The 24909-nt window shown below is 62.5% G+C and carries 27 protein-coding genes; 14 read left to right on the forward strand and 13 right to left on the reverse strand.

The genetic code is table 11. The annotated features are described in order from the left end of the window. Nucleotides 1-2: 2 nt before the first annotated feature. The 3 genes from BC360_RS28890 to BC360_RS28900 all read right to left on the reverse strand — a co-directional run bounded on the left by BC360_RS28890 (nt 3) and on the right by BC360_RS28900 (nt 2791). A complete protein-coding gene (locus BC360_RS28890; protein WP_065797777.1) occupies nt 3-971 on the reverse strand; it encodes a 2-hydroxyacid dehydrogenase in 969 nt (322 codons plus the stop codon). 205 nt (nt 972-1176) lie between these two features. Next, entirely contained in the window at nt 1177-2199 is a 1023-nt protein-coding gene (locus tag BC360_RS28895; RefSeq protein ID WP_065797778.1) for a LacI family DNA-binding transcriptional regulator, read from the reverse strand. A gap of 94 nt (nt 2200-2293) precedes the next feature. Next, nucleotides 2294-2791: a MarR family winged helix-turn-helix transcriptional regulator gene (locus BC360_RS28900; RefSeq protein WP_065781015.1), complete on the reverse strand. Its 498-nt coding sequence runs from the start codon at nt 2789-2791 to the stop codon at nt 2294-2296. Between the two features lie 113 nt (nt 2792-2904). On the opposite strand from BC360_RS28900, the gene BC360_RS28905 reads away from it, so the two are divergent. The 3 genes from BC360_RS28905 (at nt 2905) to BC360_RS28915 (ending at nt 6132) form a co-directional block, all read left to right on the forward strand. Next, nucleotides 2905-3696: a creatininase family protein gene (locus tag BC360_RS28905; protein ID WP_065797779.1), complete on the forward strand. Its 792-nt coding sequence runs from the start codon at nt 2905-2907 to the stop codon at nt 3694-3696. A 100-nt stretch (nt 3697-3796) separates the two neighbouring features. Beyond that, nucleotides 3797-5182 carry a hypothetical protein gene (locus BC360_RS28910; RefSeq protein WP_065797780.1) on the forward strand — a complete coding sequence of 462 codons (1386 nt, stop codon included), beginning with the start codon at nt 3797-3799 and terminating at the stop codon, nt 5180-5182. Between the two features lie 71 nt (nt 5183-5253). Next, complete coding sequence (locus tag BC360_RS28915) at nt 5254-6132, forward strand: glycosyltransferase family 2 protein (protein WP_065797781.1); 879 nt, start codon at nt 5254-5256, stop codon at nt 6130-6132. 31 nt (nt 6133-6163) lie between these two features. On the opposite strand, the gene BC360_RS28920 is transcribed toward BC360_RS28915, so the two are convergent. Beyond that, nucleotides 6164-7255: a glycosyltransferase family 4 protein gene (locus BC360_RS28920; RefSeq protein ID WP_065797856.1), complete on the reverse strand. Its 1092-nt coding sequence runs from the start codon at nt 7253-7255 to the stop codon at nt 6164-6166. Nucleotides 7256-7454: 199 nt separating this feature from the next. Here BC360_RS28920 and BC360_RS28925 point away from each other — a divergent pair, with 199 nt between their 5' ends. Continuing rightward, entirely contained in the window at nt 7455-8534 is a 1080-nt protein-coding gene (locus BC360_RS28925) for a CobW family GTP-binding protein (protein WP_065797857.1), read from the forward strand. Nucleotides 8535-8767: 233 nt separating this feature from the next. Further along, nucleotides 8768-9757, forward strand: coding sequence for a WD40 repeat domain-containing protein (locus BC360_RS28930; protein ID WP_065797782.1), 990 nt, complete (start codon nt 8768-8770; stop codon nt 9755-9757). 649 nt (nt 9758-10406) lie between these two features. On the opposite strand, the gene BC360_RS28935 is transcribed toward BC360_RS28930, so the two are convergent. After that, on the reverse strand, nt 10407-10850 hold the full coding sequence (locus tag BC360_RS28935; protein WP_065797858.1) for a glyoxalase superfamily protein: 444 nt from the start codon (nt 10848-10850) through the stop codon (nt 10407-10409). A gap of 249 nt (nt 10851-11099) precedes the next feature. Here BC360_RS28935 and BC360_RS28940 point away from each other — a divergent pair, with 249 nt between their 5' ends. The 3 genes from BC360_RS28940 to BC360_RS28950 all read left to right on the forward strand — a co-directional run bounded on the left by BC360_RS28940 (nt 11100) and on the right by BC360_RS28950 (nt 12829). Continuing rightward, nucleotides 11100-11729, forward strand: a complete 630-nt coding sequence (locus BC360_RS28940) for a LysE family translocator (RefSeq protein ID WP_065781020.1) — start codon at nt 11100-11102, stop codon at nt 11727-11729. 1 nt (nt 11730) lies between these two features. After that, nucleotides 11731-12303 carry a winged helix-turn-helix transcriptional regulator gene (locus tag BC360_RS28945; protein ID WP_065797783.1) on the forward strand — a complete coding sequence of 191 codons (573 nt, stop codon included), beginning with the start codon at nt 11731-11733 and terminating at the stop codon, nt 12301-12303. Nucleotides 12304-12502: 199 nt separating this feature from the next. Further along, nucleotides 12503-12829 carry a VOC family protein gene (locus BC360_RS28950; protein WP_208858227.1) on the forward strand — a complete coding sequence of 109 codons (327 nt, stop codon included), beginning with the start codon at nt 12503-12505 and terminating at the stop codon, nt 12827-12829. 222 nt (nt 12830-13051) lie between these two features. Here the strand turns inward: BC360_RS28950 and BC360_RS28955 are convergent, their stop codons facing one another. Both BC360_RS28955 and odc2 read right to left on the reverse strand, forming a co-directional pair. Beyond that, nucleotides 13052-13642 (reverse strand): GNAT family N-acetyltransferase, encoded by a 591-nt coding sequence (locus tag BC360_RS28955; RefSeq protein ID WP_065797785.1) that lies wholly within the window; start codon nt 13640-13642, stop codon nt 13052-13054. 88 nt (nt 13643-13730) lie between these two features. Beyond that, nucleotides 13731-14864: an ornithine/lysine decarboxylase gene (odc2, locus tag BC360_RS28960; RefSeq protein WP_065797786.1), complete on the reverse strand. Its 1134-nt coding sequence runs from the start codon at nt 14862-14864 to the stop codon at nt 13731-13733. Nucleotides 14865-15572: 708 nt separating this feature from the next. Between odc2 and BC360_RS28965 the strand changes: the two genes are divergently transcribed. The 3 genes from BC360_RS28965 (at nt 15573) to BC360_RS28975 (ending at nt 18246) form a co-directional block, all read left to right on the forward strand. Then, complete coding sequence (locus BC360_RS28965) at nt 15573-16466, forward strand: LysR family transcriptional regulator (protein ID WP_065797787.1); 894 nt, start codon at nt 15573-15575, stop codon at nt 16464-16466. A gap of 92 nt (nt 16467-16558) precedes the next feature. Beyond that, the gene (locus BC360_RS28970; protein WP_065781026.1) at nt 16559-17203 is read left to right on the forward strand and encodes a DUF1007 family protein; all 645 of its coding nucleotides are present in this window, start codon (nt 16559-16561) and stop codon (nt 17201-17203) included. Then, a complete protein-coding gene (locus BC360_RS28975; protein WP_065797788.1) occupies nt 17197-18246 on the forward strand; it encodes a nickel/cobalt transporter in 1050 nt (349 codons plus the stop codon). Before BC360_RS28970 ends, BC360_RS28975 begins: the two co-directional genes overlap by 7 nt. 97 nt (nt 18247-18343) lie before the next feature. On the opposite strand, the gene BC360_RS28980 is transcribed toward BC360_RS28975, so the two are convergent. The 4 genes from BC360_RS28980 to BC360_RS28995 form a co-directional block, all read right to left on the reverse strand. Continuing rightward, the gene (locus BC360_RS28980) at nt 18344-18580 is read right to left on the reverse strand and encodes a hypothetical protein (protein WP_065797789.1); all 237 of its coding nucleotides are present in this window, start codon (nt 18578-18580) and stop codon (nt 18344-18346) included. Between the two features lie 2 nt (nt 18581-18582). Then, nucleotides 18583-19272, reverse strand: a complete 690-nt coding sequence (locus tag BC360_RS28985; RefSeq protein WP_065797790.1) for a GNAT family N-acetyltransferase — start codon at nt 19270-19272, stop codon at nt 18583-18585. Between the two features lie 146 nt (nt 19273-19418). Further along, nucleotides 19419-20126 carry a tellurite resistance TerB family protein gene (locus tag BC360_RS28990; RefSeq protein ID WP_065797791.1) on the reverse strand — a complete coding sequence of 236 codons (708 nt, stop codon included), beginning with the start codon at nt 20124-20126 and terminating at the stop codon, nt 19419-19421. A 199-nt stretch (nt 20127-20325) separates the two neighbouring features. After that, the gene (locus tag BC360_RS28995; protein ID WP_065797792.1) at nt 20326-20964 is read right to left on the reverse strand and encodes a 2-dehydro-3-deoxy-phosphogluconate aldolase; all 639 of its coding nucleotides are present in this window, start codon (nt 20962-20964) and stop codon (nt 20326-20328) included. A 201-nt stretch (nt 20965-21165) separates the two neighbouring features. On the opposite strand from BC360_RS28995, the gene BC360_RS29000 reads away from it, so the two are divergent. From BC360_RS29000 to BC360_RS29010, 3 genes are all read left to right on the forward strand, one after another. Continuing rightward, the gene (locus tag BC360_RS29000) at nt 21166-21639 is read left to right on the forward strand and encodes a CYTH domain-containing protein (RefSeq protein WP_065797793.1); all 474 of its coding nucleotides are present in this window, start codon (nt 21166-21168) and stop codon (nt 21637-21639) included. Then, nucleotides 21636-22544, forward strand: coding sequence for a CHAD domain-containing protein (locus BC360_RS29005; protein WP_065797794.1), 909 nt, complete (start codon nt 21636-21638; stop codon nt 22542-22544). Before BC360_RS29000 ends, BC360_RS29005 begins: the two co-directional genes overlap by 4 nt. 77 nt (nt 22545-22621) lie before the next feature. Next, the gene (locus tag BC360_RS29010; protein WP_065797795.1) at nt 22622-23566 is read left to right on the forward strand and encodes a rhodanese-related sulfurtransferase; all 945 of its coding nucleotides are present in this window, start codon (nt 22622-22624) and stop codon (nt 23564-23566) included. Nucleotides 23567-23608: 42 nt separating this feature from the next. Here the strand turns inward: BC360_RS29010 and BC360_RS29015 are convergent, their stop codons facing one another. After that, complete coding sequence (locus BC360_RS29015) at nt 23609-24007, reverse strand: GFA family protein (RefSeq protein WP_065797796.1); 399 nt, start codon at nt 24005-24007, stop codon at nt 23609-23611. A gap of 115 nt (nt 24008-24122) precedes the next feature. Next, nucleotides 24123-24899 (reverse strand): MetQ/NlpA family ABC transporter substrate-binding protein, encoded by a 777-nt coding sequence (locus BC360_RS29020; RefSeq protein WP_065797797.1) that lies wholly within the window; start codon nt 24897-24899, stop codon nt 24123-24125. Nucleotides 24900-24909 lie beyond the last annotated feature (10 nt).

Raw genomic sequence — 24909 nt, forward strand, 5'->3', positions numbered from 1 at the left:
CGCTAACCTGCGCGCTGGGTGAACGGCGTTTCCGGCACCGGCGTCAGTGCCTTGCCGGTCGAGAACCAGGCCTTCAGGTTATCGACGACCAGATCCGCCATGGCGTTGCGGGTGACCACCGACGCCGAAGCCACATGCGGCAACAGCGAAACATTCGGCAGCGCCAGTAACGCGTCGGGCACATGCGGTTCGTTGTCGAAAACGTCGAGCCCCGCCCCCGCAATGACGCCATTCTGAAGCGCCGCGACCAGCGCTGCCTCATCGACAGTCGAACCGCGGCCGACATTGATCAGAACGCCGTTGCTTCCGAGTGCCGAAAGCACCCCGGCATTCACCGTCTTTCGTGTCGCCTCCGTTCCCGGAACGATGACAACAAGCGTATCGACGGCGGCGGCAAGCCCTTCGAGCGTCGGATAGTAGGCATAGGTCAGGCCATCGCGTGGGCTGCGGGTGTGATAGGCGACCGAAACGCCGAAGGCTTCGAGCCGCTTGGCAATCGCAAGCCCGATGCGCCCGAGACCATAAAGCCCGACCGTGCGGCCACGCAGCGACAGGGGCGACAGTGCAAAGGCGCCGTCCCGCGCCCAGCGACCCTGGCGCAGCCATTGCTCTGCCTGCGGTAGCTGCCGCAGCGTATTGATCAGCAGACCGACGGCGGTGTCGGCGACCTCTTCTGTCAGAACGTCGGGGGTATTGGTGACGACGATACCCTTGGAGGCGGCATGCTTCACATCGACGCCGTCATAGCCGACACCGAAATTGGCAATGATTTCGAGACCGGGCAGCGCATCCATCAGGCCGGCGGGAACGCGACCGGAGACGGCAATGCCCCTGACGTCGACCATGTCAGCGGTCACCAGGTCAGGGTCCGCACGTTCCAGCCGCACGATTTCAAACGTGTCGGGCAGCCGCTGCAGCACTCGTTCGTTGATTTTTCCGGGCACGAGGATGCAGGGAAGGCTCGAGGACATGGGTACTCCTGGTATTACTGCATAATTCCTTAAATCGGATCCGATTTAGGGATAGTCCTTTGCGCGTCATATTTAACGCGCGGCGCGGTAAAGCGCGTCGCGATCTCCAGGATTCGCTTGCCGCACTTCAAGTTCTTGTTTTTGTGCATGTCGCCTTCGCAAAAGCCGCTGCACACTTTCTGCGCGACATGCATTAGGGATTTCTTCAGGCGGTGACGCGCAACGGGCCGGTCGACTGACGGATGCGCATTTCCGGCTTGATCAGGTGGATGCCGTCGGGCTCGTGGCTGCCGGAAAGCCTGTCGAGAAGCGCGCGCGCCGCACTGCGGCCGACATCGGCCTGGCCGTTCCAGACGGTGGTCAATGCCGGCGTCGCGATCGACGCCTCTTCCAGGTCGTCATAGCCGGTGACGGAGATATCGACGCCGGGAACAAGGCCGGCGCGCGCGATGCCGTTCATCATGCCGATCGCCACCAGGTCGTTCCAGCAGACGACCGCGGTCGGCTTCTGCGGCAGCGACAGCAGATGCACCGCCGCTTCGAATCCACCCTGCTTGGAGCGGGGCCCAGGAATGCGCAACTCTGGATCAACCTCGATGTTGGCCTTGCGCAGCGCGTTGACATAACCCTGATAGCGGTCGCGACCGGTCGAGGTCTGGTCGGTGCCGCCGACCATGGCGATACAGCGGTGGCCAAGGCCGATCAGATGGTTGGTCGCCAGCGAGATGCCATAGGCGTCGTCGCCACGGAAGATCGGCACGTCCAGCCCCTCGATCGATCGGGCGATCAGGATCGCCGGCATGCCGTTGTCCTCGGCAAGCTGGATATCCTCCGGCGGAGTGCCGATGGCCGGGGACATGATGACGCCGTCGCCGCCGAGTTGCAGCAGCGTCTCGATGAAGTCACGCTGCTTGTCGACCGAGTCGTAATGGTTGGAGAGGATGAAGGTCTGCTTGTCGCGATCGAGCTCCGCTTCGATCGCCTTCAGGATTTCCCCGTAGAACGGGTTCATGATGTCGTGCACGACGACGCCGATGATGCCGGAGCGCGACGTCCTGAGGCTGGCAGCGCGGCGGTTGTAGATATAGCCGAGTGCGCGGGCCTGTTCCTTGATCTTGTCGCGTGTGAGGGTCGCCACCAATGGGCTGTCACGCAATGCCAGGGATACCGTTGCCGTCGAAAGACCGAGTGTTTCCGCGATCGTCGAAAGCTTGACCTTTTGCGCCACGATGCCCCCTGTTTAAGCCTAGTTGCCTATCCTCAAATTTAAATCCCTATTTAAACTGTTTAAATCGCCGCCGCAATATGCCGCGAAACAAGCCTCAGTCGGCTGCGCGCGCTGCCTGCAGATTGCTATCGACAGCCCGCAAAAGCTTCATCAGCGTGCGTACCTGCTTGTCCGTCAGCCCGCGTGTCGCCAGATTTTCCGAATGCTGTCCGGCCTCCGCGATCGTCTGCAGCCGGTTGCGCCCAGGCTCGGTGAGATAGACCTTGGTCAGCCGCGCATCGTCATCATCAGGACGACGTTCGAGGAAACCCTGCGCTTCCATGCGGCCGATCGTGCGCGTCATCGTCGGCGCCTTGACGCCGAGCTTGGCTGCAAGCCCGCCCGCCGTCAGCCCGTCCGTTTCGGCGAGCGCCAGCATCACGCCGTCCTGGCCGGCATAAAGCCCGCTTTCGAGCAGGTTGCGCGACAAGACCGTGCGCATGGAGCGTGCCGCCTGGACAAGGATCGAGGCGAGATCGTGCTGTTCGGCGAGAAGCTCGTCCTTCTTCTTGCCGTTCTTGCCCTTCTTTTCGGCCTTGTTCTTCTTGCCCATTGGACCTCCTGCCGAATCCCGTCTTAGACATTTATAGCAATACAGCTTGCGATTACGAACTGTATGACTCAAATAACATTTTTACGACGATTGACGTGAAGGATCGAAGAGAAATGTCGATGCCCCAGGCCCGATGGCAGGACAATCCGACCGACCTTCCGCGACAAGCCCGGCGCGACTGGATCGCCGTGCTGCCGCTCGGCGCTCATGAGCAGCATGGCCCGCACTTGCCCTTCGACACGGACACGCTGATTGCTGCGGGCATCGTCGAGCGCAGCATCCCTGTTCTGCCGGCCACCCTGCCCGCCACCTTCCTGCCCGTAGAGCCCGTCGGCTATTCGATCGAGCACATGGATGTCGCCGGCAGCCGGTCGCTCGCCTACGACGAGGCTGTCCGCCGTTGGCTCGGCATCGCCGAAAACCTGCACGGTCTCGGCATCCGCAAGTTCGTGATGCTGAACGCCCATGGCGGTAACTCGCCGTTGATGACGATCGTTGCGACCGAGGCACGGGTGCGTTTCGGCATGCTGGCGGTTGCGACCAGTTGGACCCGCTTCGGCCAGCCGGACGGCTGGATCACGCCCGAGGACAAGGCGATCGACATTCACGGCGGCGATATCGAGACGTCGGTGATGCTGGCGCTCCATCCGGAAAAGGTCGAGATGGCGAAGGCCCGTGCCTTCCCCTCGCGCCAGAGCGACTATGCCGGACGCTTCAGGCATTTGCGCGCCTATGGCCCGCATGCCTTCGGCTGGAAGATGTCCGACCTCAACCGCGAGGGTGTTGCCGGCAATGCTTCAGCGGCCACCGCCGCGCGCGGCGAGCAACTGCTGTCCCACGCGGTCAAGGGCGTGATCGAGCTTTTGACCGATGTCGCCGGCTTCGACATGGCCGAACTCGCCTGAGCAAAGGGGCGCCCTGCGCCGGCAAACACTTTGTTTGGGCTTTTACGCTATCAGCATGGGCAGCAGCAAACGACGACAGGCGGCGCAAAGCCGGAAACCCATGGCGAAGATCATCGCGCTCGGCGCCTATTTCTATCAGGCCCTGATCGCCTTCGGCCTGTTGATCATCGTCGCCCATTGGCTGGCCCCGGCCGACTATGCCGGCTATTCGCTCTTCATCTCGCTCAGCCAGTTCGGCGCGATCGCCGCCTTCGAATGGGTGCGTTTCTCCTGCATGCGGTTCTACCCCGGCCCGTCGGCGGAAAGCGAAGCGGCGGAGCGGCGAACGATCGTTGCGGAGGCAGCGGCCTGCGCGCTTTTCTGCCTTCTGGCTGCGACTGTGTCGCTCGCCTTCGGCGTCTCGCCGCCGGTGGCGCTCGTCGGCGGCCTCGTTGCCGTCGCGCAAGGCGGCAGCGACCTGCACCTGACCATGCTGCGCTTCCGTCAGGATTTTCGCGCCTTCTCGGTGCTGCAAGGCTCCCGCGCCACCATCCTGGCGGCGGGAACATTGCTCGGTGCGGTCGTGTCGCCAACGTTCCTGTCGACGGTCACCGGCCTGCTTGGCGGTTATGCCCTCTACGCGCTGCTCGCAGCGCTGCTGTCGCGCAGAGCAGGGCCGCGGCCTTCGGCATCGCTCGAGATGGCGCGCGTGCGAAAGCATCTGGTCTATGGCAGCGTTTCCGCGGGTGCGGCCACCGCCTCGATGTTCGCGCCGCTCGCGCTCAAGGCGATCGTCACCTCGGTCCTTGGGCCCGGCGGTGCGGCCGGTGCGCTGCTCGCACTCGATCTGTTGCAGCGCCCCTTCGTCCTCATCGTCTCCGCCCTGCAGGCGATCCAGTATCCCGAGATCGTCGCCGCGCACGACAAGGGCGGCGAAACGCCGGTGCTTCGCCGCCAGCTCGGACAGTATTACGCCCTGCTGACCAGCTTCGCGCTGATGATGGCGGCCGGCATCTTCGCGGTGCTGGTGCCGGCGACATGGCTGGTGATCAGCCCGAGCCTGCAGGCCGGATTCCTTGCGACCGCCCCCTTCGTCATCATCCTCTCGCTTGCGCGCGTGCTGACGCAGATCATGCTGCCGACACCGCTGCACCTGAAGCAGCGCCTTACCTCGATCTTCGCGCTCGCCGCCATCGACTGCGCGCTTCTCAATCTTCTTGCCCTTGCCTGCGGCTTCCTGCTGGCGCTGACCGACGCCGTCATGATGGCCGGTGGCGCGCTCGGCGCCATATTCGCATCGTTGATCGGCCTGCGCCTGATGGCGACCTTGGCCTTCGATTTCACCTGGCCGCCGGTCCTCTTCGCCGCCGCGGGCCTGGCGGTAACCATCGTCGCCTTCGTCCTGTCGTACCAGTCCGCTTATGTCGCCACAGCAGCCGGCATCCTTATTGGTGGGGCCTGCTGCCTCTTGGCGCTCGATCGCCTGCGGCTTGGCATGCGCGCGTGACCTCAGGCACGATAAGGAAAACTGAACCTCTTTCCGCTTATATCTGAGCCAACGTAGAGGCGAAGAACACCATGAAGATCATTGTCGGAATAGCCACGGCGGGCCGCCGCGAGGTGCTGTCCGAAACGCTGCAGCACCTGACCCGGCAGGATCGCAAACCGGACGCCATCCTCGTGTGCCCGTCTTCGCCGGACGACGTGGATGAAACATTCGCCGAAACACTATCTGTTCCGGTGACGATCGTCGCGGGTGAGCGCGGGCTGACCAAACAGCGAAACGCCATTCTGTCGTCGATCGACGCCGGCGACCTGCTCGTCTTTTTTGACGACGACTTTCTGCCGCAAGTCGCCTTCCTGGCAAGCGCGGAGACGCTTTTCCTCAAGGAACGGGATATCGCGGTTGCAACGGGGCTGGTGCTGGCGGATGGCATTCATGGTCCCGGCATCCCGGTCAAGGAAGGGCTGGAAATCCTCGATCGCGATCGGACGACAGGCAGCCTGGCCACGCTCGAACCTGTTTACAACGCCTATGGCTGCAACATGGTATTCCGATTGTCGGCAATAGAAGCCGACGGCACCCGGTTCGACGAACGACTGCCGCTCTACGGCTGGCAGGAGGATGTCGATTTCTGCCGCCGTCTCGCGCGTTACGGTCGCATCGTTCGAAGCGGCGAATTGCGTGGCGTGCACCTCGGCAGCAAGCGCGGCCGCACCTCTGGCCTGCGGTTCGGATATTCCCAGGTGGCCAACCCGCTCTACCTCTTCCGCAAGGGCAGTGTCAGCTTGAGGTGGACCATCCGTCTCGTGGGTAGCAATGTCGCGGCAAACACGATCGGCAGCCTGAGACCTCAAGGGCTCGTCGATCGACGCGGCCGGCTCAAGGGAAACCTCATCGCCTTCGCCGATCTCCTGCGCGGCAGGATCGACCCGCTGCGCATGCTCGAACTCTGACTGGGCATTCGGCTCCGACCAGGCAAGCTGGTCAGCCCCGTCCTGCCGCCAGCAGGTTAAGCAGAACGACCGCACTTGCGTTCCATGAGAACCGCTCGGCATTCTCGTGCCCGGTGCGCACAAGCTGCCGCCGAAGGGCAGCATCGGCGGATATGTGCCGCATGACCTCGATCAGAGTTTCCACCTTCGTCGGATCGAAATAGAGAGCCGCCTCGCCGCAGGCCTCCCTGACCGGCGGGATGTCGGCAGCGAGTACCGGACACCCTTGCGTCATCGCCTCGAGCGGCGGGATGCCGAACCCTTCGTAGAGACTCGGGAACAAGAAGGCCGTGGCGTGGCGCTGAAGCCCGGCGATCTCCGCGTCGGTGAGGCGCCCGGGAAAGATCAGGTTGCCGCGCGACGTCGGAGCGATGTCGCGAAAAACGCTGGGATCCGTACCGCCAACGACGACGAGCTTGCTGCCGGTTGCGCCCAGGGCCTCGAAGGCACGCACCGCGAATTCGACGTTCTTGTTCGGCTTCAAGGTGCCGACGAGAAGGGAGAAGGGCGTATCGGCAAGGCCAAGCTTCGCAACGATTTCCCGATCCGGCTGCAGGTCCGAAAAATGGTCGGTGGCATTGTAGATCACGTCGATGCCCGTAGCCGGGACGCGAAAAATGTCTGCCAGCTCGCCACGAGAAAAGTACGAAACGGTGCCGATCTTCGCACGCCGCGTCAGGATGTAGCCGAGCGCGCCATGGAACAGACGGTAGCCGCGACCGAAGGATGCCGGATGACGAAAGAGCGTGACGTCATGGATCACCACCACCTGGTCGGAGTGCAGCACCGGTCCGCTGCCGCCAAGGCCGATCAGCGTGTCACGACGCGCTCGCCAACAGAGTGGCCCCTGCTCCCAGAGATGGCCCGGTCCCGAACCGAAGCGCTCGATCGATATCGCCGATAGCTGAAGATCATCCGGTGTCGACGCCGGAGCCAGCAACCGCCAGCGCACATCTTTCAACGCTGCCGGCACATCGCCTGCGGCAATGCGGGCATCGAGCGCGCGGGTGATTTCGCGGGCAAAGCGCTGCACGCCGGTGAGCGGTTGGGTCAGAAACCGGCCGTTGATGGAAATCGTCTTCACGCGCGCACCCTTGTCGATAGGACGCGAACTCTCCCTGATTTTGATGAAAGGAGCGTTATCGCTGCCCGGCCGACCCGTCTTGGTGGCGGCAAAGGCGCGGCCAAAATGGGCTTCGCCATTTGCGCATCGCCGCCGCATCTCCTATATGAAGCGCGACATGGATGCCCGCTTCCCGCATCCCGAGATACCAGAGGTTCCCATGACCGAAACATCCCCGCAGAAGCCGATTCCCGTCACCGTGCTCACCGGATATCTCGGCGCCGGCAAGACGACGCTGTTGAACCGCATCCTCAGCGAGAACCACGGGCGCAAATACGCCGTCATCGTCAACGAATTCGGCGAGATCGGCATCGACAACGACCTGATCGTGGAATCCGACGAGGAAATCTACGAAATGAACAACGGCTGCGTCTGCTGCACCGTGCGCGGCGACTTGATCCGCGTGGTGGAGGGCCTGATGCGCCGCCCCGGCCGCTTCGATGCGATCATCGTTGAAACCACTGGCCTTGCCGACCCGGTCCCGGTGGCCCAGACCTTCTTCATGGACGATGACGTGCGCGCCAAGACCGAGCTTGACGCCGTTGTCGCGCTGGTCGATGCCAAGCACCTGCCGCTCAGGCTGAAGGACAGCCGCGAGGCGGAAGACCAGATCGCCTTCGCCGACGTCGTGCTCCTGAACAAGACCGACCTTGTCAGCCCGGAAGAACTCGACCGGATCGAGGCGACGGTTCGGGTGATCAACCCGTCGGCCCGCATCTACAAGACGCAACGCTCCGACATCGACCTCACCAAGGTTCTCGACCAGGGCGCGTTCAACCTTGAGAAGGCGCTGGAAAACGACCCGCATTTCCTTGAGCAGGACGATCATGAACACGATCACACCTGCGGTCCGGATTGCGGCCACGATCACCATCATCACGACGATCATGACCACCATGATCACGATCATCACCACCATGACCACGCCCCGTCGCCGATCCATGACGTGACGGTGCAGTCGATCTCGCTGCGCGGCGGCGAGATGAACCCTGATCGCTTCTTCCCCTGGATCCAAAAGATCACCCAGACGGACGGCCCGAACATCCTGCGGCTGAAGGGCATCATCGCCTTTGCCGGCGATGCCGAGCGCTATGTCGTGCAGGGCGTGCACATGATCATCGAGGGCGACCACCAGCGCGCCTGGAAGGAAGGCGAGAAGCGCGAAAGTCGCCTGGTCTTCATCGGCCGCGACCTCGACCGCGAAAAGCTGGAGCGCACCTTCAAGGCCTGCGAAGCTTAAAGCCTGATACTGGAAGCCGTGATCCGGCTCCAAGATCAAATAAGTAGGGCATGATGTCGGCCGAAAACCGCTTACACTTTTCGACATCGTGCTCTACTGCATAATTCCCTACATCGGATCCGATGTAGGGATAAAATTATGCAGCGAGTTTAAAGCGTTACAGAGCCCTTTGCGCGTCATATTCGACGCGCGGCGCTGTAAGGCCTGCCGAACCAGGGGACCATAACAATCTGATGCCGACAGTCGCTCCGCTCGATCTTGAAGGCCACGTCGTTGGCGTAGCCTTTCTCAAGGGCATACCTTTCTTCGCCGAAGCCACCGGCGCCATCCACCGTCTCGACCATGGCCACAAGACGACGGAAGTCCATGAAGGCCTGCTGTCTCTGGTTGTCGACGAGGCGAACGACACGCTGCTGACCGGCGGCGAGGACGGCAAGGTGATGCGTACGGCCGCCGACGGCACGGCGACGCTGGTTGCCGAAGCGCCGCGCAAGTGGATCGCCCAGGTCGCCGCCGGACCGCAGGGAGCCGTCGGCTATGCCTATGGCAAGACCACGCATGTGCGGCTGGCCGACGGCACGACGAAGGAATTTACCGAAGAGCGCACGGTCGAGGGCGTCGCCTTTGCACCGAAGGGCCTGCGCGTTGCCGCGGCCCGCTACAACGGCGTGTCGATGCACTGGGTCGCGACCGCGGGCCAGCCGATCGATCTCGACTGGAAGGGTGCCCATACCGGCGTCACCTTCTCCCCCGACGGCCGTTTCCTCGTGACCACGATGCAGGAAAATGCCCTGCACGGCTGGAAGCTCGATGCCAAGCCCGGCGCCGAGGCGCGCCACATGCGCATGACCGGATATCCCGCCAAGGTGAAGTCGCTCTCCTGGTCCGCCAAGGGCAAGTGGCTTGCCTCCTCAGGCGCGCCGGCCGCCATCGTCTGGCCCTTCCAGGGCAAGGACGGACCGATGGGCAAGGCGCCGCTGGAACTCGGCACCCGCGCCGACATCATGGTCACCTCCGTTTCCTGCCATCCGGCCGAGGACATCGTCGCGATCGGCTACCAGGACGGCATGATCCTGGCCGCGCGTTTCGCCGACAGCAAGGAAGTGCTGCTGCGTCGCCCCGGCAAGGGCGCGGTCACCGCCATGGCCTGGAGCAAGGATGGGCGCCAGCTCGCCTTCGGTTCGGCCGAGGGCGACTGCGGCGTCGTCGATATCGCAGGATAAAGTCTGCTCCAGGCCGCACCGCCTATGGCGCACGCTGGCATCTGCCCCCTCACCCTCTCCCCGCAAGCGGGGCGAGGGGACGTGGCATACGCTTTATCACGGATACCGAACAAATGGCCGGGTGAAACCGCGCCACAAGTTCCTTCTCCCTGTCCTGACGGGGAGAAGGTGGCGGCAGCCGGATGAGGGGCTGCCTCATCACTCACGGGCCCCTACCCCAAACAATCAGATCTTCACAAGCGTCGCCGTCACGTACATGAAGCCCACGCCAGCAGCGAGCAGGTGATGCCACGAAGTCCGAATTGACCGGCACGCCTGATTGCGAACCGTTCGCAACTACACTGATAATGCAAATGCAACTCATTCTCACCTGATGAAGACGCAGGCGGATGCGATGAACGGATTGGTGCATCGGTGGGTATCGTTGCGGGAAAAGGCGCGGCGGCTGCTGCATAATTCCTTAAATCGGAATCGATTTAATGAGAAAATTATGCAGCAGATTTAAGGCGTTACAGCGTCCCTTGCGCGTCACAGTTGACGCGCGGCGCTGTATGTCTCCGAAGCGCTCGGCTTCGGAGACATAGGCTGACCAACAAATGCCCGCAGGCGGCAACCTCAATGGCTGAGGCGCAACCGCAGCGAGGGCTGCTCACCATTCGAGTTCCAACTGCGAACGGCCGTTGGACGTCTTCTCGATCGTACGCCCGGTCTCGTCCACAGTCGCCGTCACCCGCTGGCGAAACGCAGAGAAGCTCTCGAAGGTCACGACATCCACCGGCTCGTCGAACTTCATCGTCAACCGGTAGCGCCCGGGCTGGGCCGTCAGCGCCTGCACCGAAAGGATCTCGCCTTCGAATGGCTGGCCGAGGTAAAGACCTTTGACGCGCGAACCGAGCATCCAGGGATTGAACGCCGGCCGATTGCCGGCGGCAGCATGAAGGGTATTCCAGTCGCGGTAGCCGTACTGGGCGGCGATCAATTCGAGGGAACGGGAGTGGCTGATATCCTCGCCTTCAGAGGATAACCGCGATCGCAGGCGTTTTGCCTGGTCCTTGAGGGCATTGAGCTGTGGTAGCGTGTCTGATCCGCGCATTGACAGGGTCTCCTGCTGCGGCATGCATTTTCAGGGATGGGAGCCCGCATTGCCACCGGTTCGCATGCCGTTTCGGCTGACCGTGTCTCAACGAAGGGCTTCACCAAAGCATGACGCTCGCGGACGGCAGGGGCCCTCGCCCTTCGCGTCCATTAGGGGAAGCGACGCGAACTGTCAAATGTCCGCCTGCTTCCTGTTGCGCAGGAACCTGAGGTGTGAAACGACTTCCTCACTACGCTGGAGGATCTCATGAGTGAAATCACCATCCTCGCATTCGCCTTTGTCGCTTTCATCGGTATTGCCACTCCCGGCCCGACCGTCCTGCTGGCGCTCACCAACGGCTCGCGCTACGGCATCAAGCGCGCACTTGCCGGCATGGTCGGCGCCGTCCTTTCGGATTTTGTGCTGATCGGCGCGGTGGCGCTGGGCCTCGGCGCCCTGCTTGCCGCCTCCGAGTTCTGGTTTACCGTGGTCAAATGGCTCGGTGCCGCCTATCTCACCTTTCTCGGGGTCATGCTGTTGCGGTCGAAGGGAACGCTCGACGTTTCCGTCGACAAGGACAGTGCCGATGCCACGGCGCCCACGATTTTTCTGAAGAGCTTTCTGGTCGCCGTCACCAACCCGAAGGGCTATCTCTTCTTCTCGGCCTTCATGCCGCAATTCATCGACCTCGCCTTGCCGCAGGCACCGCAATATGCAGCGCTTGCTTTCGTCTTCGCGCTTGTCGATTTCGCCGTCATGCTCGGCTACGCCCTGCTCGGCTCTCAGGCGGCTCGCTTTCTCAAGCATTCCGGGGCCGTCTGGCTCGAACGTATCTGTGGCGGCGCCCTGCTGGCTCTCGCCGGTTCCCTCGCTTTCTATCGCCGCGCCACCAACTGACATGCTGTTCGGCAAGGCCATCCTCGACCAGATTGCCAAAGGAGACGTGACGCTGGCCTTCCGGCGCTGGACGAGGCCGACCGTCAAGGCCGGCGGCAGCCTGCGCACGGCGGCCGGCCCATTGTCGATCGGCACGATCGACGTCATCAATGCCGAAGACATCAGCAAGGAAGATGCACGCCGCGCCGGCTACCCGACGCGCGAGGTGTTGCTTGCCGAGCTCGACGATCGCCCCGACGGCACGCTTTACCGCATCGCCTTCCATCGCGCGGGCGATGATCCGCGCCTGTCCCTGCGCGATGACACGACGCTTGGGAAGGCCGACCGGGCCGCAATCGCCGCCAGGCTCGCAAGCTTCGACGAAACCGCCGGCCAGACATGGGCCAAGCCGACACTCCGCCTGATCGCTTCGCGCGACGGCATCACCGCCGCCGAGATTGCCGAACAGGTCGGCATCGATAAGCTCAAGCTCAAGGCGCGCATCCGCAAGCTGAAGGAACTGGGACTGACGGAAAGCCTGGCGGTCGGCTACCGGCTGTCGCCGCGCGGCCGGTCCTTCCTTGGTCAGGTTTGAGCGATGCCAGGCAAGACAAGGGAGAAAACATGATCGGATATACGATGGTCGGAACGACCGACCTCAAGCGGGCCGAACGGTTCTACGATCCGCTACTGCATAATTCCTTAAATCGGATCCGATTTAAGGAGAAAATTATGCAGCAGGTTTAAAGCGTTACAGCGTCCTTTGCGCGTCATATTTGACGCGCGGCGCTGTAATGGCGCTGATCGGCCAGGAACGCTGCTGGTGCGACGAACAGGTGGCATCCTGGGGACGCAGGGATGACGACCGCGCGCCGCGCTTCTTCACCGGCTATCCCTTCGACGGAAATCCCGCCGGCATCGGCAATGGCGCCATGACCGCCTTCCTCGCACCAAGCGCTGCGGTCATCGACCGGCTGTTTGCAACGGCATTGGAACAAGGCGGCAGCGTCGAGGGCGAGCCGGGCTTCCGCCCGCAGTATGGCGAGGGTTTCTACGCCGCCTATGTGCGCGACCCCGACGGCAACAAGCTTGCCTTCGTCTGCTACTGCATAATTCCTTAAATCGGAATCGATTTAAGGACAAAATTATGCAGCAACTCAAAGTGTTACAGCGACCTTTGCGCGTCTAAATAGACGCGCGGCGCTGTATGACGCGCGGCCGTCTGCCGCGGAGATGTGATCTCAAGAGCATGGGGCATTATGCCCTGCTCCCCCACCTATTGAACGAGACAGGCGGGGGAGCAGCGAAAAATCCGCCTCCGCAGGGTTGGAGGCGGAAAGGGATCAGGCGGCGCGCTTGACCGGCGGCAACGCCAGCTTGCGGCCGCTGGCAACGATCAGGCCGGCAGCGCCTTCGAGCCAGCCATCCCGAAGTTCGAGCGCAAGGAAACGGTTGCGTTCGAATGGGCCCGGCATCACCAGATGCTGCGTGCGCGTGGAAAAGAAACCAAAGCGCTCGTAATAGGACGCGTCGCCGACCAGCAGGATCGCGCCGTGGCTGCGGTTCTTGGCCTCTTCGATGGCTGCACGCATCAGCATGCCACCGATGCCCTTGCCTTCATGGCCAGGATCGACCGCAAGCGGGCCGAGCAGCAGCGCAGGAATGCTGTGACCCTCGCGGTTGACGCCGGCCTCGACATTCCACAGGCGAACGCTGCCGATGACATGGCCGTCGAGATCGCGGGCGACGAAGGCAAGACCTTCGGCCGGCACGCGGCCGCTGCGCAGCTTTTCCGACGACTTGCGGCGCCGCTCCGGCCCCATCGCCCGGTCGAGCAGGTTTTCGCGGGCAACGACGTCACCCGGGTTTTCGTTATCGATAACGAATGTGGACGGCGCGAAAAACGCGCGCAGGGCATCAACAACAGCGGCCATCCGGGCCTCCCGTCATCAAAACCGCTTCAGGCGGCATCTAAGAAAATTGTGAAGTGGCGCTCCCGACCGAAGACGGGAGCAGGCCGGATCAGATCACGTAGGACTTCAAGGGCTCGAAGCCGTTGAAGGCGACGGCCGAATAGGTCGTCGTGTAGGCGCCGGTGCCTTCGATCAGAACCTCGTCGCCGATCGAGAGCGTGATCGGCAGCGGATACATGTTCTTCTCGTACAGCACGTCGGCCGAATCGCAGGTCGGGCCGGCGAGCACGCAGGGCTCCATTTCGTCACCGTCACGGGCCGTGCGGATCGGGTAGCGGATCGCCTCGTCCATGGTTTCGGCGAGACCGCCGAACTTGCCGATGTCGAGGAACACCCAGCGGTGGCTGTCATTGTCCGACTTCTTCGAGACGAGAACGACTTCCGCCTTGATCACGCCGGCGTTGCCGACCATGCCGCGGCCGGGCTCGATGATCGTTTCCGGGATGTGGTTGCCGAAGTGCTTCTTCAGCGCGCCGAAGATCGCCTGACCGTAGGCTTCAGCCGTCGGCACGTCCTTGAGGTACTTCGTCGGGAAGCCACCGCCCATGTTGACCATCTTGAGCTCGATGCCCTGCTTGGCCAGCTGCACGAAGACGCGCTTGGCATCGGCAAGGGCCGAATCCCAGGCGTCGAGCTTCGTCATCTGCGAACCGACATGGAACGAGACGCCGTAGGAAACGAGGCCATGCTGATGAGCGTAGACGAGCACGTCGACCGCCATCTGCGGGACGCAGCCGAACTTGCGCGACAGCGGCCATTCGGCGCCTTCGCCATCGGTCAGCACGCGGCAGAACACGCGGGCGCCAGGCGCAGCACGGGCGATCTTCTCGACTTCCTCATGGCTGTCGACCGCAAAGAGCGACACACCCAGAGCATGAGCGCGGGCAATATCGCGCTCCTTCTTGATGGTGTTGCCGTAGGAGACGCGCTGCGCGGTCGCACCGGCGTCGAGCGCCATTTCGATTTCGGCGACGGACGCGCAATCGAAGGAGGAGCCCAAGCCAGCGAGCAGGCGCAGGATTTCCGGCGCCGGGTTTGCCTTGACGGCGTAATAGATCGAGCTGTCGGGCAGCGCGTGGCGGAAGGCCGTGAAATTGTTGCGCACGACGTCGAGGTCGACAACGAGGCACGGGCCTTCGGGTCGTCGGGTGTTGATGAAGTCGATGATGCGTGCCGTGGTCATGGCCTTATTCCCCTGATCCAAAATGCTCCGCTTTCGCGAAGGACAAAGGGCATACGCGCGAATGCTCTGGAACCAGCCGGTGGAGACCCCGGAACCATGCATGCGCTCGATGCGCGAACGGTGAACCGAAGCCCGCCTAGGCTTCAATTCGGCTTTGTCTGCCATGGATTGGAGGGGAATAACCCAACCGCACTTCCGGCAATGAAGGTGTGCCTCTTCAGTAACCCCGGCTGTTGGAGAGCCGGCAGACACCAGAAAGGCCCGCACCGTCGTTGCTTCAAGATGTCCTCGCATTTCCCGGTTGGCCGGAATAGCGACTGGAGGGGTTAGTTCCAGGTACCTTACCGATACCCTCACCTAATCGAGGGTCGGCGGACACCCACAGGCACGTGCGACTTTGGGCAAGGGCGTAGGTAAGAAAAAACCTTGTCGTAATCAAGAGTTTTTTCGCTGCCGGGTTGAATTTTTTTTGAGACCGGCAACACTGTTGGCGTTCACGTTTACTGAACAATCGGCACCGATGCGAAGACCGCCGCAAGCGATTGAAAGGTCTGGGTTTATTTCGGGGCCTCGCCTATCCGGTCGTCAAGATCCGGGAAGCGGATAAACCCGGCTGGAAAGACAGCCGCGGAACAGGGAAACGTGAAAGAAGCATTCGCGGCGAATCAATGCTGCCGCGACCAGGAAAGACGAGAGAAAGACCGGCCCATGGACACGCTCACCCGCATCCGCGCCTTCATCGATGTCGTGGACGCCGAAGGGTTTTCGGCGGCGGCCCGCCGCGTCGGCAAGTCGAAGGCGCTGCTGTCGAAATATGTGCGCGAACTCGAGGACGAACTCGGCGCGCTTCTGCTGAACCGCACCACAAGGCAGTTCTCGCTGACGGAAGCCGGCCACACCTATTATCGCACCGCGTCAGAAATCCTGAAGGAGATCGACAATCTCGCCGATCTCGTGCGCGCCAACAATTCCGATCTCAAGGGCCGCCTGCGGATTACCGCGCCCCGCACCTTCGTCGATGCCGAGATTGGCCAGTCGCTGATGGATTTTGGCAAGCAGCATCCGGAGCTGTCGCTGGAGATCGTCTCCGACGACCGTTTCGTCGATCTCGTCGAAGAAGGCTTCGATGTTGCCATCCGCATCACGCGGCTGGAGGATTCGACGCTGATCGCCCGCAAGCTCGACGATTTCCAGGTGCTGATCTGTGCGGCCCCGGATTTCCTGGAGAAGGTCGGGCCGATCGCCCATCCAACCGAGCTTTCGAAGCTCCCCTGCATTCTCGATACCAATGGCCGGTCCTATTCCAACTGGCGCTTCATCGAGCCCGACGGTTCCGCCTTCACCGTTCCCGTGAGCGGCCCGATCGAGGTCAACAGCCCGCTTGCCTCCGTGCGCGCCGCCGTCTCCGGCATCGGCGTGGCGTTGGTTCCAGACTTCATCGCCCGCCCCAAGGTTGCCACCGGCGAACTCGTCACGCTTTTTGACGATTTTCTGCCCCGGGATCGCGGCATCTACGCGATCTATCCGCATCGCCGCTACCTGCCGGCCAAGGTGCGCACCCTCGTCGACTACCTGCATGCCTGGTTCCGCAAGCCGCGTTGACGCGGAAAGGTCCCAAATCCGTCCCATTTCCAGTACATTGCGGGAACGATTCGAAGGCGCTGTCACGCCCTGACCGAAAGGATTGCCGTTTCATGAGAATTAAGCGCCTCGTCATGGCCGGCCTTGCCACCCTGCTTGCGCCGACCCTGGTCTTCGCCCATCCGCACATCTTCGCCGAGGCCCGCCTGGAAGTGGCCTCCGACGACAAGGGCGAAGTCAGCGAGCTGAGGAACGTCTGGCGTTTCGACGAGCTGTTTTCCGCAAGTGTCGTTCTCGATTTCGACAAGAATTCGAACGCCACGCTCGATCCGGACGAACTGGCCGAAGTCGGCCAGACGGTGCTGGAGTCGCTGTCGGAGTACAATTACTACACGACGGCCCTGGAAAACGGCAAATCCATCAAGGTCAACAAACCCGAGCGCATCACCGTCGACTACAAGGACGGCCAGCTCCTGATGATGTTCGCGGTCAAGCCGGCCGAACCGATGCCACTCAAGGGCAAGCTCTCCTTCGGCGTCTACGACCCGACCATGTACACGGCCATGGATTTCCCGACCGACGACGACCTGACCGTGGTCGGCGACAAGATCGCCGCCTGCGAGCACAAGGTCGTCCGCCCTGATCCTGACGAAGTCCTTGCTGAAAACAAGGACACGCTGACCGATGCCTTCTGGAGCGACCCGACCGGCACCGACATGTCGAAGCTCTTTGCAACCAGGATAGAGATCACATGCTGAACACCCGCAGGATCGGCGGCCTGATTGCCGCCACGCTCGTGTTGACCGCGCTGTCGGCCGGCCTTGCCGCGGCGCAATCGCCGCTCGGCATCGGCACCGCCGAACCGTCCTTTCAGACGACCGGCTTCCTCGGCGGCTTCTTTGCCTGGGTGAATTCGGAACAACAGGGCTTCTACCGCACGCTGACCGGCGCGCTGAAGGGCATGCGCGACAACCCGTGGCAGCTCTGGTCGCTGATCGGCCTTTCCTTCGCCTATGGCGTCTTCCATGCCGCCGGCCCCGGCCACGGCAAGGCGGTCATCTCTTCCTACATGATCGCCAACGAGACCGAGCTGAAGCGCGGCGTGCTGCTCTCCTTCATGTCGTCGATCCTGCAGGGGGTCGTCGCCATCCTGCTCGTCGGCGCCGTTTATCTTCTTTTGCGCGGGTCCTCGATCAGCATGACCGACGCGACGCGCTCGCTGGAAATTGCCAGCTACGCGCTGATCGCCGCCTTCGGGGGCTGGCTTTTGTTTCGCAAGCTGCGCTCGATGATGCGCCCGGCGGTTCTCATGGCAACGGCCGGCGGCGGGCATGTTCACCTCGAGCATGACCATCACGATCATGCCCACCATCGCCACGACCACGCACATCATCATCACGATCACAGTCACGGCGCCGGCGAAGTCTGCTCCACCTGCGGCCATGCGCATGCGCCGGATCCGTCGATGCTCAAGGGGGATCGCTTCGCCATCAGCGAGGCCTGGTCGGCGATCGTCGCCGTCGGCCTGCGTCCCTGCTCGGGCGCACTGATCGTATTGTCCTTCGCCCTGCTCAACGGCCTTTATCTCGGCGGTATCCTGTCGGTCTTCGCCATGTCGATCGGCACGGCGATCACGGTATCGATCCTGGCGACGCTGGCCGTCACGGCAAAGGGTTTTGCCGTGCGCTATGCGTCAAGCGCCGCATCGGCCACCCGCATCTCGAATAGCATCGAGATCGCCGGAGCGTTGCTCGTCCTTATCCTCGGATTGATTTTGCTGGGTGCTGCGCTGCAGAGCTGATGCCTTCGGCTTGCGCGTCGAATCTGACACGCAAGAGGCCTTGGCCTTCGCATCTGCTCTACAATTGCTTTTGCTCAAAGCAGACAGGAGGCGTCAGTCAGAGGCCGCGCTTGCGCTGATACCGCGCCCGCAGCCAGAAGATCAGGAAGAAGCAGAGAACGAAGACGACGCCGAAAGCGCCGGCCAGCCAGACAGAGATATCACCAAGCCTCAGCATGATCGACGGCAGCACGAAAAAGCCGACGCCGACGACGGCCAGAATGACAGCCGCGGCGATCGCCGGCGATTTTTCCTTGTTCGTTTGGTTTTCTCTGCTCTTCTCGGGCGCGTTCACGCTCACTCCTTTGGCGCGAGGTCCGCGCGAATATCTTCCAATCGCCGCTTCTGGCGACCGTCGGCATCGAAATTATCAGGCGACAGCCAGTTTTCGAATGCGGCATTGAGCAGCGGCCATTCGCTGTCGATCATCGAGAACCAGGCGGTGTCGCGATTGCCACCCTTGGATATCATATGCTGGCGGAAAATGCCTTCGAAACTGAAACCGAGACGCGCGGCGGTCGTCCGGCTTGCCTCATTCTCGCTGTTGCATTTCCACTCGTAGCGGCGATAGCCGAGGTCCTCGAAAACGTGCTTGGCCATGAGGTAATGCGCCTCGGTCGACAGCGGCGAGCGGGCCATCGCCGCGCCGTGCACAACGGACCCGACCTCGACAACCCCGTTGGCCGGATCGGCGCGCATATAGTTCGCCATGCCGACGACCTTGCCGTTCGCCTTGTCGCGAAACACTTCGGTGACCCAGCCGGATTTTTCCTGGGCGGCGGTCAGCCAGGCATCGAAATCGTCGATGCCGCCGAAATCAGCTTGCGCGAAATACTTCAGCAGCGGGTTGATACCCATACCGCCGAGCCCGTCCCACAGGTCCTGCCGGTGCGTGGCGCGGTCATAGGGTTCGAGCCTGATGTAGCGACCTTCGATCGCCACCGGCTTCGGCGCCGGACATCCTTTCCAGTTGCTCAGATCACGCATCGGCCACCTCTCCTGCTTGCAGCAATTCAACGTGCTATGGCGACCTTTGCGCATCTGATAAGACGCTCGGCGCTATAGTCTTCGGCATAGGGCAGAGAAGCGGCCGACACAAATTCAAACTGGTGATCAATCCATGAGCGATGTGATCAGGCCGGCACCTTGGCCGACGACACCGTCGCCTCGATATGATCGACGAGTGCATCGGGTAGGCCGAGACGGCCGGCGAGCAGATCGAGATAGCCCCGCTCGGCGCGGCTTTCCGGCTCGATCGCCAGGCGCGAGGCAGTGTAGACCTCGACACGCTCTTCCTCGGTCTTCGCAGCACCGACGATCGCGTCGATATCGACCGGATTGGCAAGCTCGCCCTCCAGGAACGCCGACGAATCGGCTGACAGGCCGGACACCGAGAGCTTGTCCATGATGTGGCGACGCTCGACCTCGTCGATATGGCCGTCCGCGCGTGAGGCCGCGATCATGGCGCGCACCAGAACAAGCGCAAAATCGTTACTGATCTTTTCCGGCGCGGCGGCAAATCCGGAATCAGCCGGCGGCGGCAGCAGTTCCGGCTGCTTCTGGGCGGCGGGGTCAGTGACCGGAGCATTGCCCGACTGGTAGTTCTTGTAGGCCTGGTAGCCGAGGCCGGCGATGGCGGCGAGCCCCCCGAGCACGGCCGCATTGCCGGTCAGCTGCCGGCCCGACTTGGTGCCGAGCAGCACGGCGGCGATTGCGCCGGTTGCAAGCGGATTGTCCTTGGCGAGCTGCGTTACCTGGCCGGCGCGGTCGCGCACCGTGCCACCCGCTCCCGGGACCTGCGATCCGAGAAACTGGTCCAGCAATTTCTTCGCGTCGAACATGGGGTTTCGCTCCTTGTCGGTTCCAGGCGGATGAAAACGTGCGGAACAGGGCGCCGCCTGCACCCGCTCCGTCAAACCGATTGAGACATAGGAACGTTGCAGTGGAAATACAAATTCGCGTTGCAGCTGAAAAAGCGGGGCACACGAAAAAGGCCGGACTGACGCCCGGCCTTCGGATTCTCAAGCGAAGGGGCGTCCCTCAGCCCTTGAGTGCAAAGGCTTCGGCCGCCAGCTTGGTGATGCCGGCCCAGTCGCCCTTTGCCACCAGATCCTTCGGCGCTACCCAGGAACCGCCGACGCAGACGACGTTCGGCAGCGACAGATAGTCGCGCGCATTCGAAAGCGAAATGCCGCCGGTCGGGCAGAAGAAGGTGCCGGCAAGCGGCGACGACAGCGACTTGAGGTAGGCAGCACCACCGGCCTGTTCCGCCGGGAAGAACTTCATCACGTCGTAGCCTTCTTCGCGCAGGCCCATGACTTCGCTGGCGGTCGCAGCGCCCGGCAAAAGCGGGGCGTCGTGGTCGTTGGCAACGTCGATCAACTCCTGCGTCGTGCCCGGGCTGACGATGAACCGCGAACCGGCTTCGACCGCCGCCTCGAACTGGGCGGCATTGAGAATGGTGCCGGCGCCGGCAACCGCGCCCTCGACCTCATTGGCAACGGCGCGGATCGCTTCGAGCGCTGCCGGCGTGCGCAACGTGATCTCGATGGCTCTCAGTCCACCGGCGACAAGCGCCCTCGCCAGCGGCACGGCCGTCGCCACATCGTCGATCACCAGAACCGGCACGACCGGCTGCAGTCTGAGGATGGAAAGAAGCTTGTCGGTTTTCGCACTCATGCAGATCGTCCTTTTAAAACGATTGAATATGCGTTCCCGCATACTCCGCCTGCTGCCGCTTGTCGAGGCCGAACGCAGAGCGGATACGCCGTTCGTATATGAGCAAAGAAAAAAATGACATCGACAACAAAGAGATACTTGAGCCTTGCTGGCAAAACGATAGTTTGATTGCAATCGACCCTCTCGAAATGCGGGATCCCCATGGCGAAGGAGATAGAGCGCAAGTTCCTGGTGGCATCCGGTGGATGGCGGGAGCATGCCGACAAGGGCACTCAGCTCCAGCAGGCCTATGTCGTCACCATGGACGACCGATCCGTGCGCGTGCGGATCCACGGCGACAAATGGGCGCGGCTAACGATCAAGATCGGCAAGTCGGCGCTGGTTCGCAATGAATACGAGTATGACCTGCCGATGGACGACGCCGGGGAAATGCTGACCCAGGCGGTCGGCATCGTCATCGAGAAGCGACGTTACCGCGTGCCGCACAAGGGCTTCACCTGGGAGGTTGACGTCTACGAAGGCGCGCTTAAAGGGCTCGTGATCGCCGAGGTCGAGATGAAGCGGGAAACCGATCTGCCGGCACTTCCAGACTGGCTGGGGCGGGAGATCACCGGCGACCGGCGTTACTCCAACCAGGCGCTCGCCACCGACGGACTTGTGGAAGAACAGGCATGAGCTACGCCTTCAGGCCAGGCCGGGCCTTCACCGACGATTTCAGGAGTGTGGGCGCCGAACAATTCGAGCAGGCGATCGAAGTCCTCCGGCTTCGCCCGGACGGTGTTCACGAGGCCATCCACGACGCCCGAAAATGCTTCAAGCGCGTGCGCGCGCTCTACCGGCTGGTCGCCTCCGATGTGCCGCTGTTTCAAAAACAGGAGAATGCGCGCATTCGCGACATGGCGCGCAATCTATCGACTGTCAGGGACGCAGCCGCACTCGTCGAAAATGCCCGCTATCTGCATGAAGGCGCCCGCAGCGAAGACGAAGAGAAAGCCCTCGACCACGTCTGCTCGCGACTGATTGAGCGGCGCGACCGGATCGCCGCTGGCGAAACGGATATCGAGGACAGGGTCGCGGCGACCATCGTCAATTGCGAACAGGCCACGGCAGCGCTCGTCCACGTCTCCTTCGATGACCGCCGCCGCAAGACGGCCGACCGGTTGGCGAAGGGTTGGCGGCGCACGTTGAAGCGCGCTGCCGGCGCCCGCGAGGCTTGCAAGGCGAGCACCGAGGCCGCCTCTTTCCACGAACTGCGCAAGCGCGCCCAGGATTATCGCATGCACCTGGCCTTGGTGCGGGAGGCATGGCCGTCGGCGATGCAGGTGAAGCGCCTGGATGCCAAGGCGCTGGTCGATATTCTCGGGCATCTCAATGATCTCGACGTCATGACCTCGCTCGTCAACGAGGATCCCGGCCTCGCCGGCAACAGCCAGGATCAGGCCTATCTGATCTCCGCCGTCATCGCCCGGCAGGTCAGCCTGCGCTCGGAGGCGCTGGAACGCGCAGCCGACGTGTTTCTCGATACGCCGGATGACGAGAGCCGGACCATCCGGCTGCTCTGGCTCGACGCCGGCCGCTAGCCGCCGGCCGCGACAGATGGCCCCTGTAAGGGAGGCCGGATTGCACTTGCGGCGCGAAAGCTGTATTTGCACGGCCCATGACCGACATTTCAACGACCCCGCGCCCTGAGACGCATGGCCAGTTCATGGTCGCAGCGCTCTACCATTTCGTCGCCTTCTCGCGTTTCGCCGAATTCCGCGAACCGCTGCAGGCCGTTTGCGACGAGAACGGTGTCAAGGGAACCCTGCTTCTCGCCCATGAGGGCATCAACGGCACGATCGCCGGCACCGACGCCGGCATCACGGCCGTGCTTTCCTATCTGCGCTCCCAGCCGGAATTCGCGGGCCTGGAACACAAGGAAAGCCGTGCCTCCTCGATGCCGTTCCTGCGTATGAAGGTGCGGCTGAAAAAGGAAATCGTCACCATGGGCGTCGACAACATCGACCCCAACAAGATCGTCGGCACCTATGTCGATGCGAAGGACTGGAATGCGCTGATCTCCGATCCCGAGACGATCGTCATCGACACGCGCAACGACTACGAAACGGCGATCGGCATCTTCAAGGGCGCGGTCGACCCGCAGACCAAGACCTTCCGCGAGTTTCCCGACTGGGTGCGCAACAAAGCCGGCCTGCACAACAAGCCGAGGATCGCCATGTATTGCACCGGCGGCATCCGCTGCGAAAAGGCGACCGCCTTCATGAAGGAGCAGGGCTTCGACGAGGTCTTCCATCTCAAGGGCGGCATCCTGAAATATCTCGAAGAGGTGCCGCAGGAAGAAAGCCTGTGGGAAGGCGCCTGCTTCGTCTTCGATGACCGCGTGTCGGTCACGCATGGGCTTGAAGAGGGCGAGCACACGCTGTGCCATGCCTGCCGCCAGCCGCTGACACCGGCCGAGCTCGCCTCGCCACGCCACGAGGACGGCGTCGCCTGCATCCATTGCTACGAAGTGCGCACCGACGAGGATCGCGAGCGTTACCGCCAGCGTCAGCGCCAGATCACGCTCGCCAAGAAGCGCGGCGAGAAACATCTCGGAAGCTGATCGGCGACGACCGGTAGGCATTCTCTGCGCGGGACAAAAGACTCAGCCCGGCAATGCCTCGCATTCCTGCAGCGCCATCACCGCCCGATCCCATTCGGGCCGACTGCGTGTGAAGATCGCATCCGTCGGCTGAAACGCGGAGAGATCGTCCAGCGTGCCGGCATAGATCGTCAGGCGGCCGTCATCCGGCAGGCCGCTTCCAAAAATCTGGCTGCCGCAGGTGTCGCAGAAATGGCGGACGGAGATGTTGCCGTTTGCGGCGACGGTCTGGTAGCTGCGATAGGACCCGGTCGCAATCACATCCGAACGATCGAAGATCATGTAGCAGCAATGACCGGTACCGGTGATCCGCTGGCAGTCGCGACAATGGCAAAAGCCGGAATAGGACGGCGCGCGCCGTGTCTCGTAGCGTATAGCGCCGCAGTGACATCCACCCTTCATGCCTGTTCCTCCCAAGATTGCGGAGAACATAGGGCGCAGCCGCCAGCGGTCAAAAGAAAACCGCGCGCCGGGGTGCGGCGCGCGGTTCGGTATTCGACTGCCGAAGCTCTGGAAATTACCAGCTCGGGATCAGCGCACCCTTGAAGGTGTCGTTGATGAAGGCCTTCACCTTTTCGTCATGGTAGGCTTCGACCAGCGTCTTCACCCAGGGCGCATCCTTGTCGGCGGTGCGCACGGCAATGACGTTGGCGTAGGGCGACTTCTCGCCTTCGATGGCGATCGCGTCCTTCTTCGGGTGCAGGTCGGCCTCGAGCGCATAGTTGGTGTTAATGACAGCCGCATCGACGTCGGCGAGCGAGCGCGGCAGCTGGGCTGCATCAAGCTCGGCGAACGTGATGTTCTTCGGGTTCTCGGTGATGTCGGCCGGAGTGACCTTCAGCCCGGCCTCTTCCTTGACCTTGATCAGGCCTTTCGAGGCGAGAACGAGCAGCGCGCGGCCGCCGTTGGTCGGGTCGTTCGGGATGGCGATGGTCGCGCCGTCCTGAAGTTCGTCGAGGCTCTTCACCTTGCTCGAATAGACACCCATCGGCGTGGTGATGGTGGTGCCGACACTGACGATATCGAAGCCGCGATCGGCGATCTGGTTGTCGAGATAGGGCTGGTGCTGGAACGAGTTGGCATTGAGGTCGCCGTCGGCGAGCGCCTGGTTCGGAACGACGTAATCCGAGAATTCGAGGATCTCGATGTCGAGGCCCTTGGGAGCCGCGACTTCCTTCACCTTCTCCATGATCTGGGCGTGTTCGCCCGGCGTTACGCCGACCTTGATGGTCTCGGCCAGTGCCGTACCGGCAGCAAGGGTTGCGATTGCCGCAGCAATGATGAGCTTCTTCATGGGTATCTCC

It is taken from the genome of Ensifer sp. LC163 (assembly GCF_001695855.1).
Lineage (GTDB): Bacteria > Pseudomonadota > Alphaproteobacteria > Rhizobiales > Rhizobiaceae > Ensifer.

Coding starts and splice junctions, on each gene's coding strand:
- BC360_RS28965 (WP_065797787.1), top strand. CDS start 15,573: ATGGACACGCTCACCCGCATCCGCGCCTTCATCGATGTCGTGGACGCC.
- BC360_RS28990 (WP_065797791.1), bottom strand. CDS start 20,126: ATGTTCGACGCGAAGAAATTGCTGGACCAGTTTCTCGGATCGCAGGTC.
- BC360_RS28910 (WP_065797780.1), top strand. CDS start 3,797: ATGGCGAAGATCATCGCGCTCGGCGCCTATTTCTATCAGGCCCTGATC.
- odc2 (WP_065797786.1), bottom strand. CDS start 14,864: ATGACCACGGCACGCATCATCGACTTCATCAACACCCGACGACCCGAA.
- BC360_RS28890 (WP_065797777.1), bottom strand. CDS start 971: ATGTCCTCGAGCCTTCCCTGCATCCTCGTGCCCGGAAAAATCAACGAA.
- BC360_RS28915 (WP_065797781.1), top strand. CDS start 5,254: ATGAAGATCATTGTCGGAATAGCCACGGCGGGCCGCCGCGAGGTGCTG.
- BC360_RS28945 (WP_065797783.1), top strand. CDS start 11,731: ATGCTGTTCGGCAAGGCCATCCTCGACCAGATTGCCAAAGGAGACGTG.
- BC360_RS29010 (WP_065797795.1), top strand. CDS start 22,622: ATGACCGACATTTCAACGACCCCGCGCCCTGAGACGCATGGCCAGTTC.
- BC360_RS28975 (WP_065797788.1), top strand. CDS start 17,197: ATGCTGAACACCCGCAGGATCGGCGGCCTGATTGCCGCCACGCTCGTG.
- BC360_RS28955 (WP_065797785.1), bottom strand. CDS start 13,642: ATGGCCGCTGTTGTTGATGCCCTGCGCGCGTTTTTCGCGCCGTCCACA.
- BC360_RS28935 (WP_065797858.1), bottom strand. CDS start 10,850: ATGCGCGGATCAGACACGCTACCACAGCTCAATGCCCTCAAGGACCAG.
- BC360_RS28930 (WP_065797782.1), top strand. CDS start 8,768: ATGCCGACAGTCGCTCCGCTCGATCTTGAAGGCCACGTCGTTGGCGTA.
- BC360_RS28925 (WP_065797857.1), top strand. CDS start 7,455: ATGACCGAAACATCCCCGCAGAAGCCGATTCCCGTCACCGTGCTCACC.
- BC360_RS28950 (WP_208858227.1), top strand. CDS start 12,503: ATGGCGCTGATCGGCCAGGAACGCTGCTGGTGCGACGAACAGGTGGCA.
- BC360_RS28970 (WP_065781026.1), top strand. CDS start 16,559: ATGAGAATTAAGCGCCTCGTCATGGCCGGCCTTGCCACCCTGCTTGCG.
- BC360_RS29020 (WP_065797797.1), bottom strand. CDS start 24,899: ATGAAGAAGCTCATCATTGCTGCGGCAATCGCAACCCTTGCTGCCGGT.
- BC360_RS29000 (WP_065797793.1), top strand. CDS start 21,166: ATGGCGAAGGAGATAGAGCGCAAGTTCCTGGTGGCATCCGGTGGATGG.
- BC360_RS28905 (WP_065797779.1), top strand. CDS start 2,905: ATGTCGATGCCCCAGGCCCGATGGCAGGACAATCCGACCGACCTTCCG.
- BC360_RS28985 (WP_065797790.1), bottom strand. CDS start 19,272: ATGCGTGATCTGAGCAACTGGAAAGGATGTCCGGCGCCGAAGCCGGTG.
- BC360_RS28900 (WP_065781015.1), bottom strand. CDS start 2,791: ATGGGCAAGAAGAACAAGGCCGAAAAGAAGGGCAAGAACGGCAAGAAG.
- BC360_RS29015 (WP_065797796.1), bottom strand. CDS start 24,007: ATGAAGGGTGGATGTCACTGCGGCGCTATACGCTACGAGACACGGCGC.
- BC360_RS28940 (WP_065781020.1), top strand. CDS start 11,100: ATGAGTGAAATCACCATCCTCGCATTCGCCTTTGTCGCTTTCATCGGT.
- BC360_RS28995 (WP_065797792.1), bottom strand. CDS start 20,964: ATGAGTGCGAAAACCGACAAGCTTCTTTCCATCCTCAGACTGCAGCCG.
- BC360_RS29005 (WP_065797794.1), top strand. CDS start 21,636: ATGAGCTACGCCTTCAGGCCAGGCCGGGCCTTCACCGACGATTTCAGG.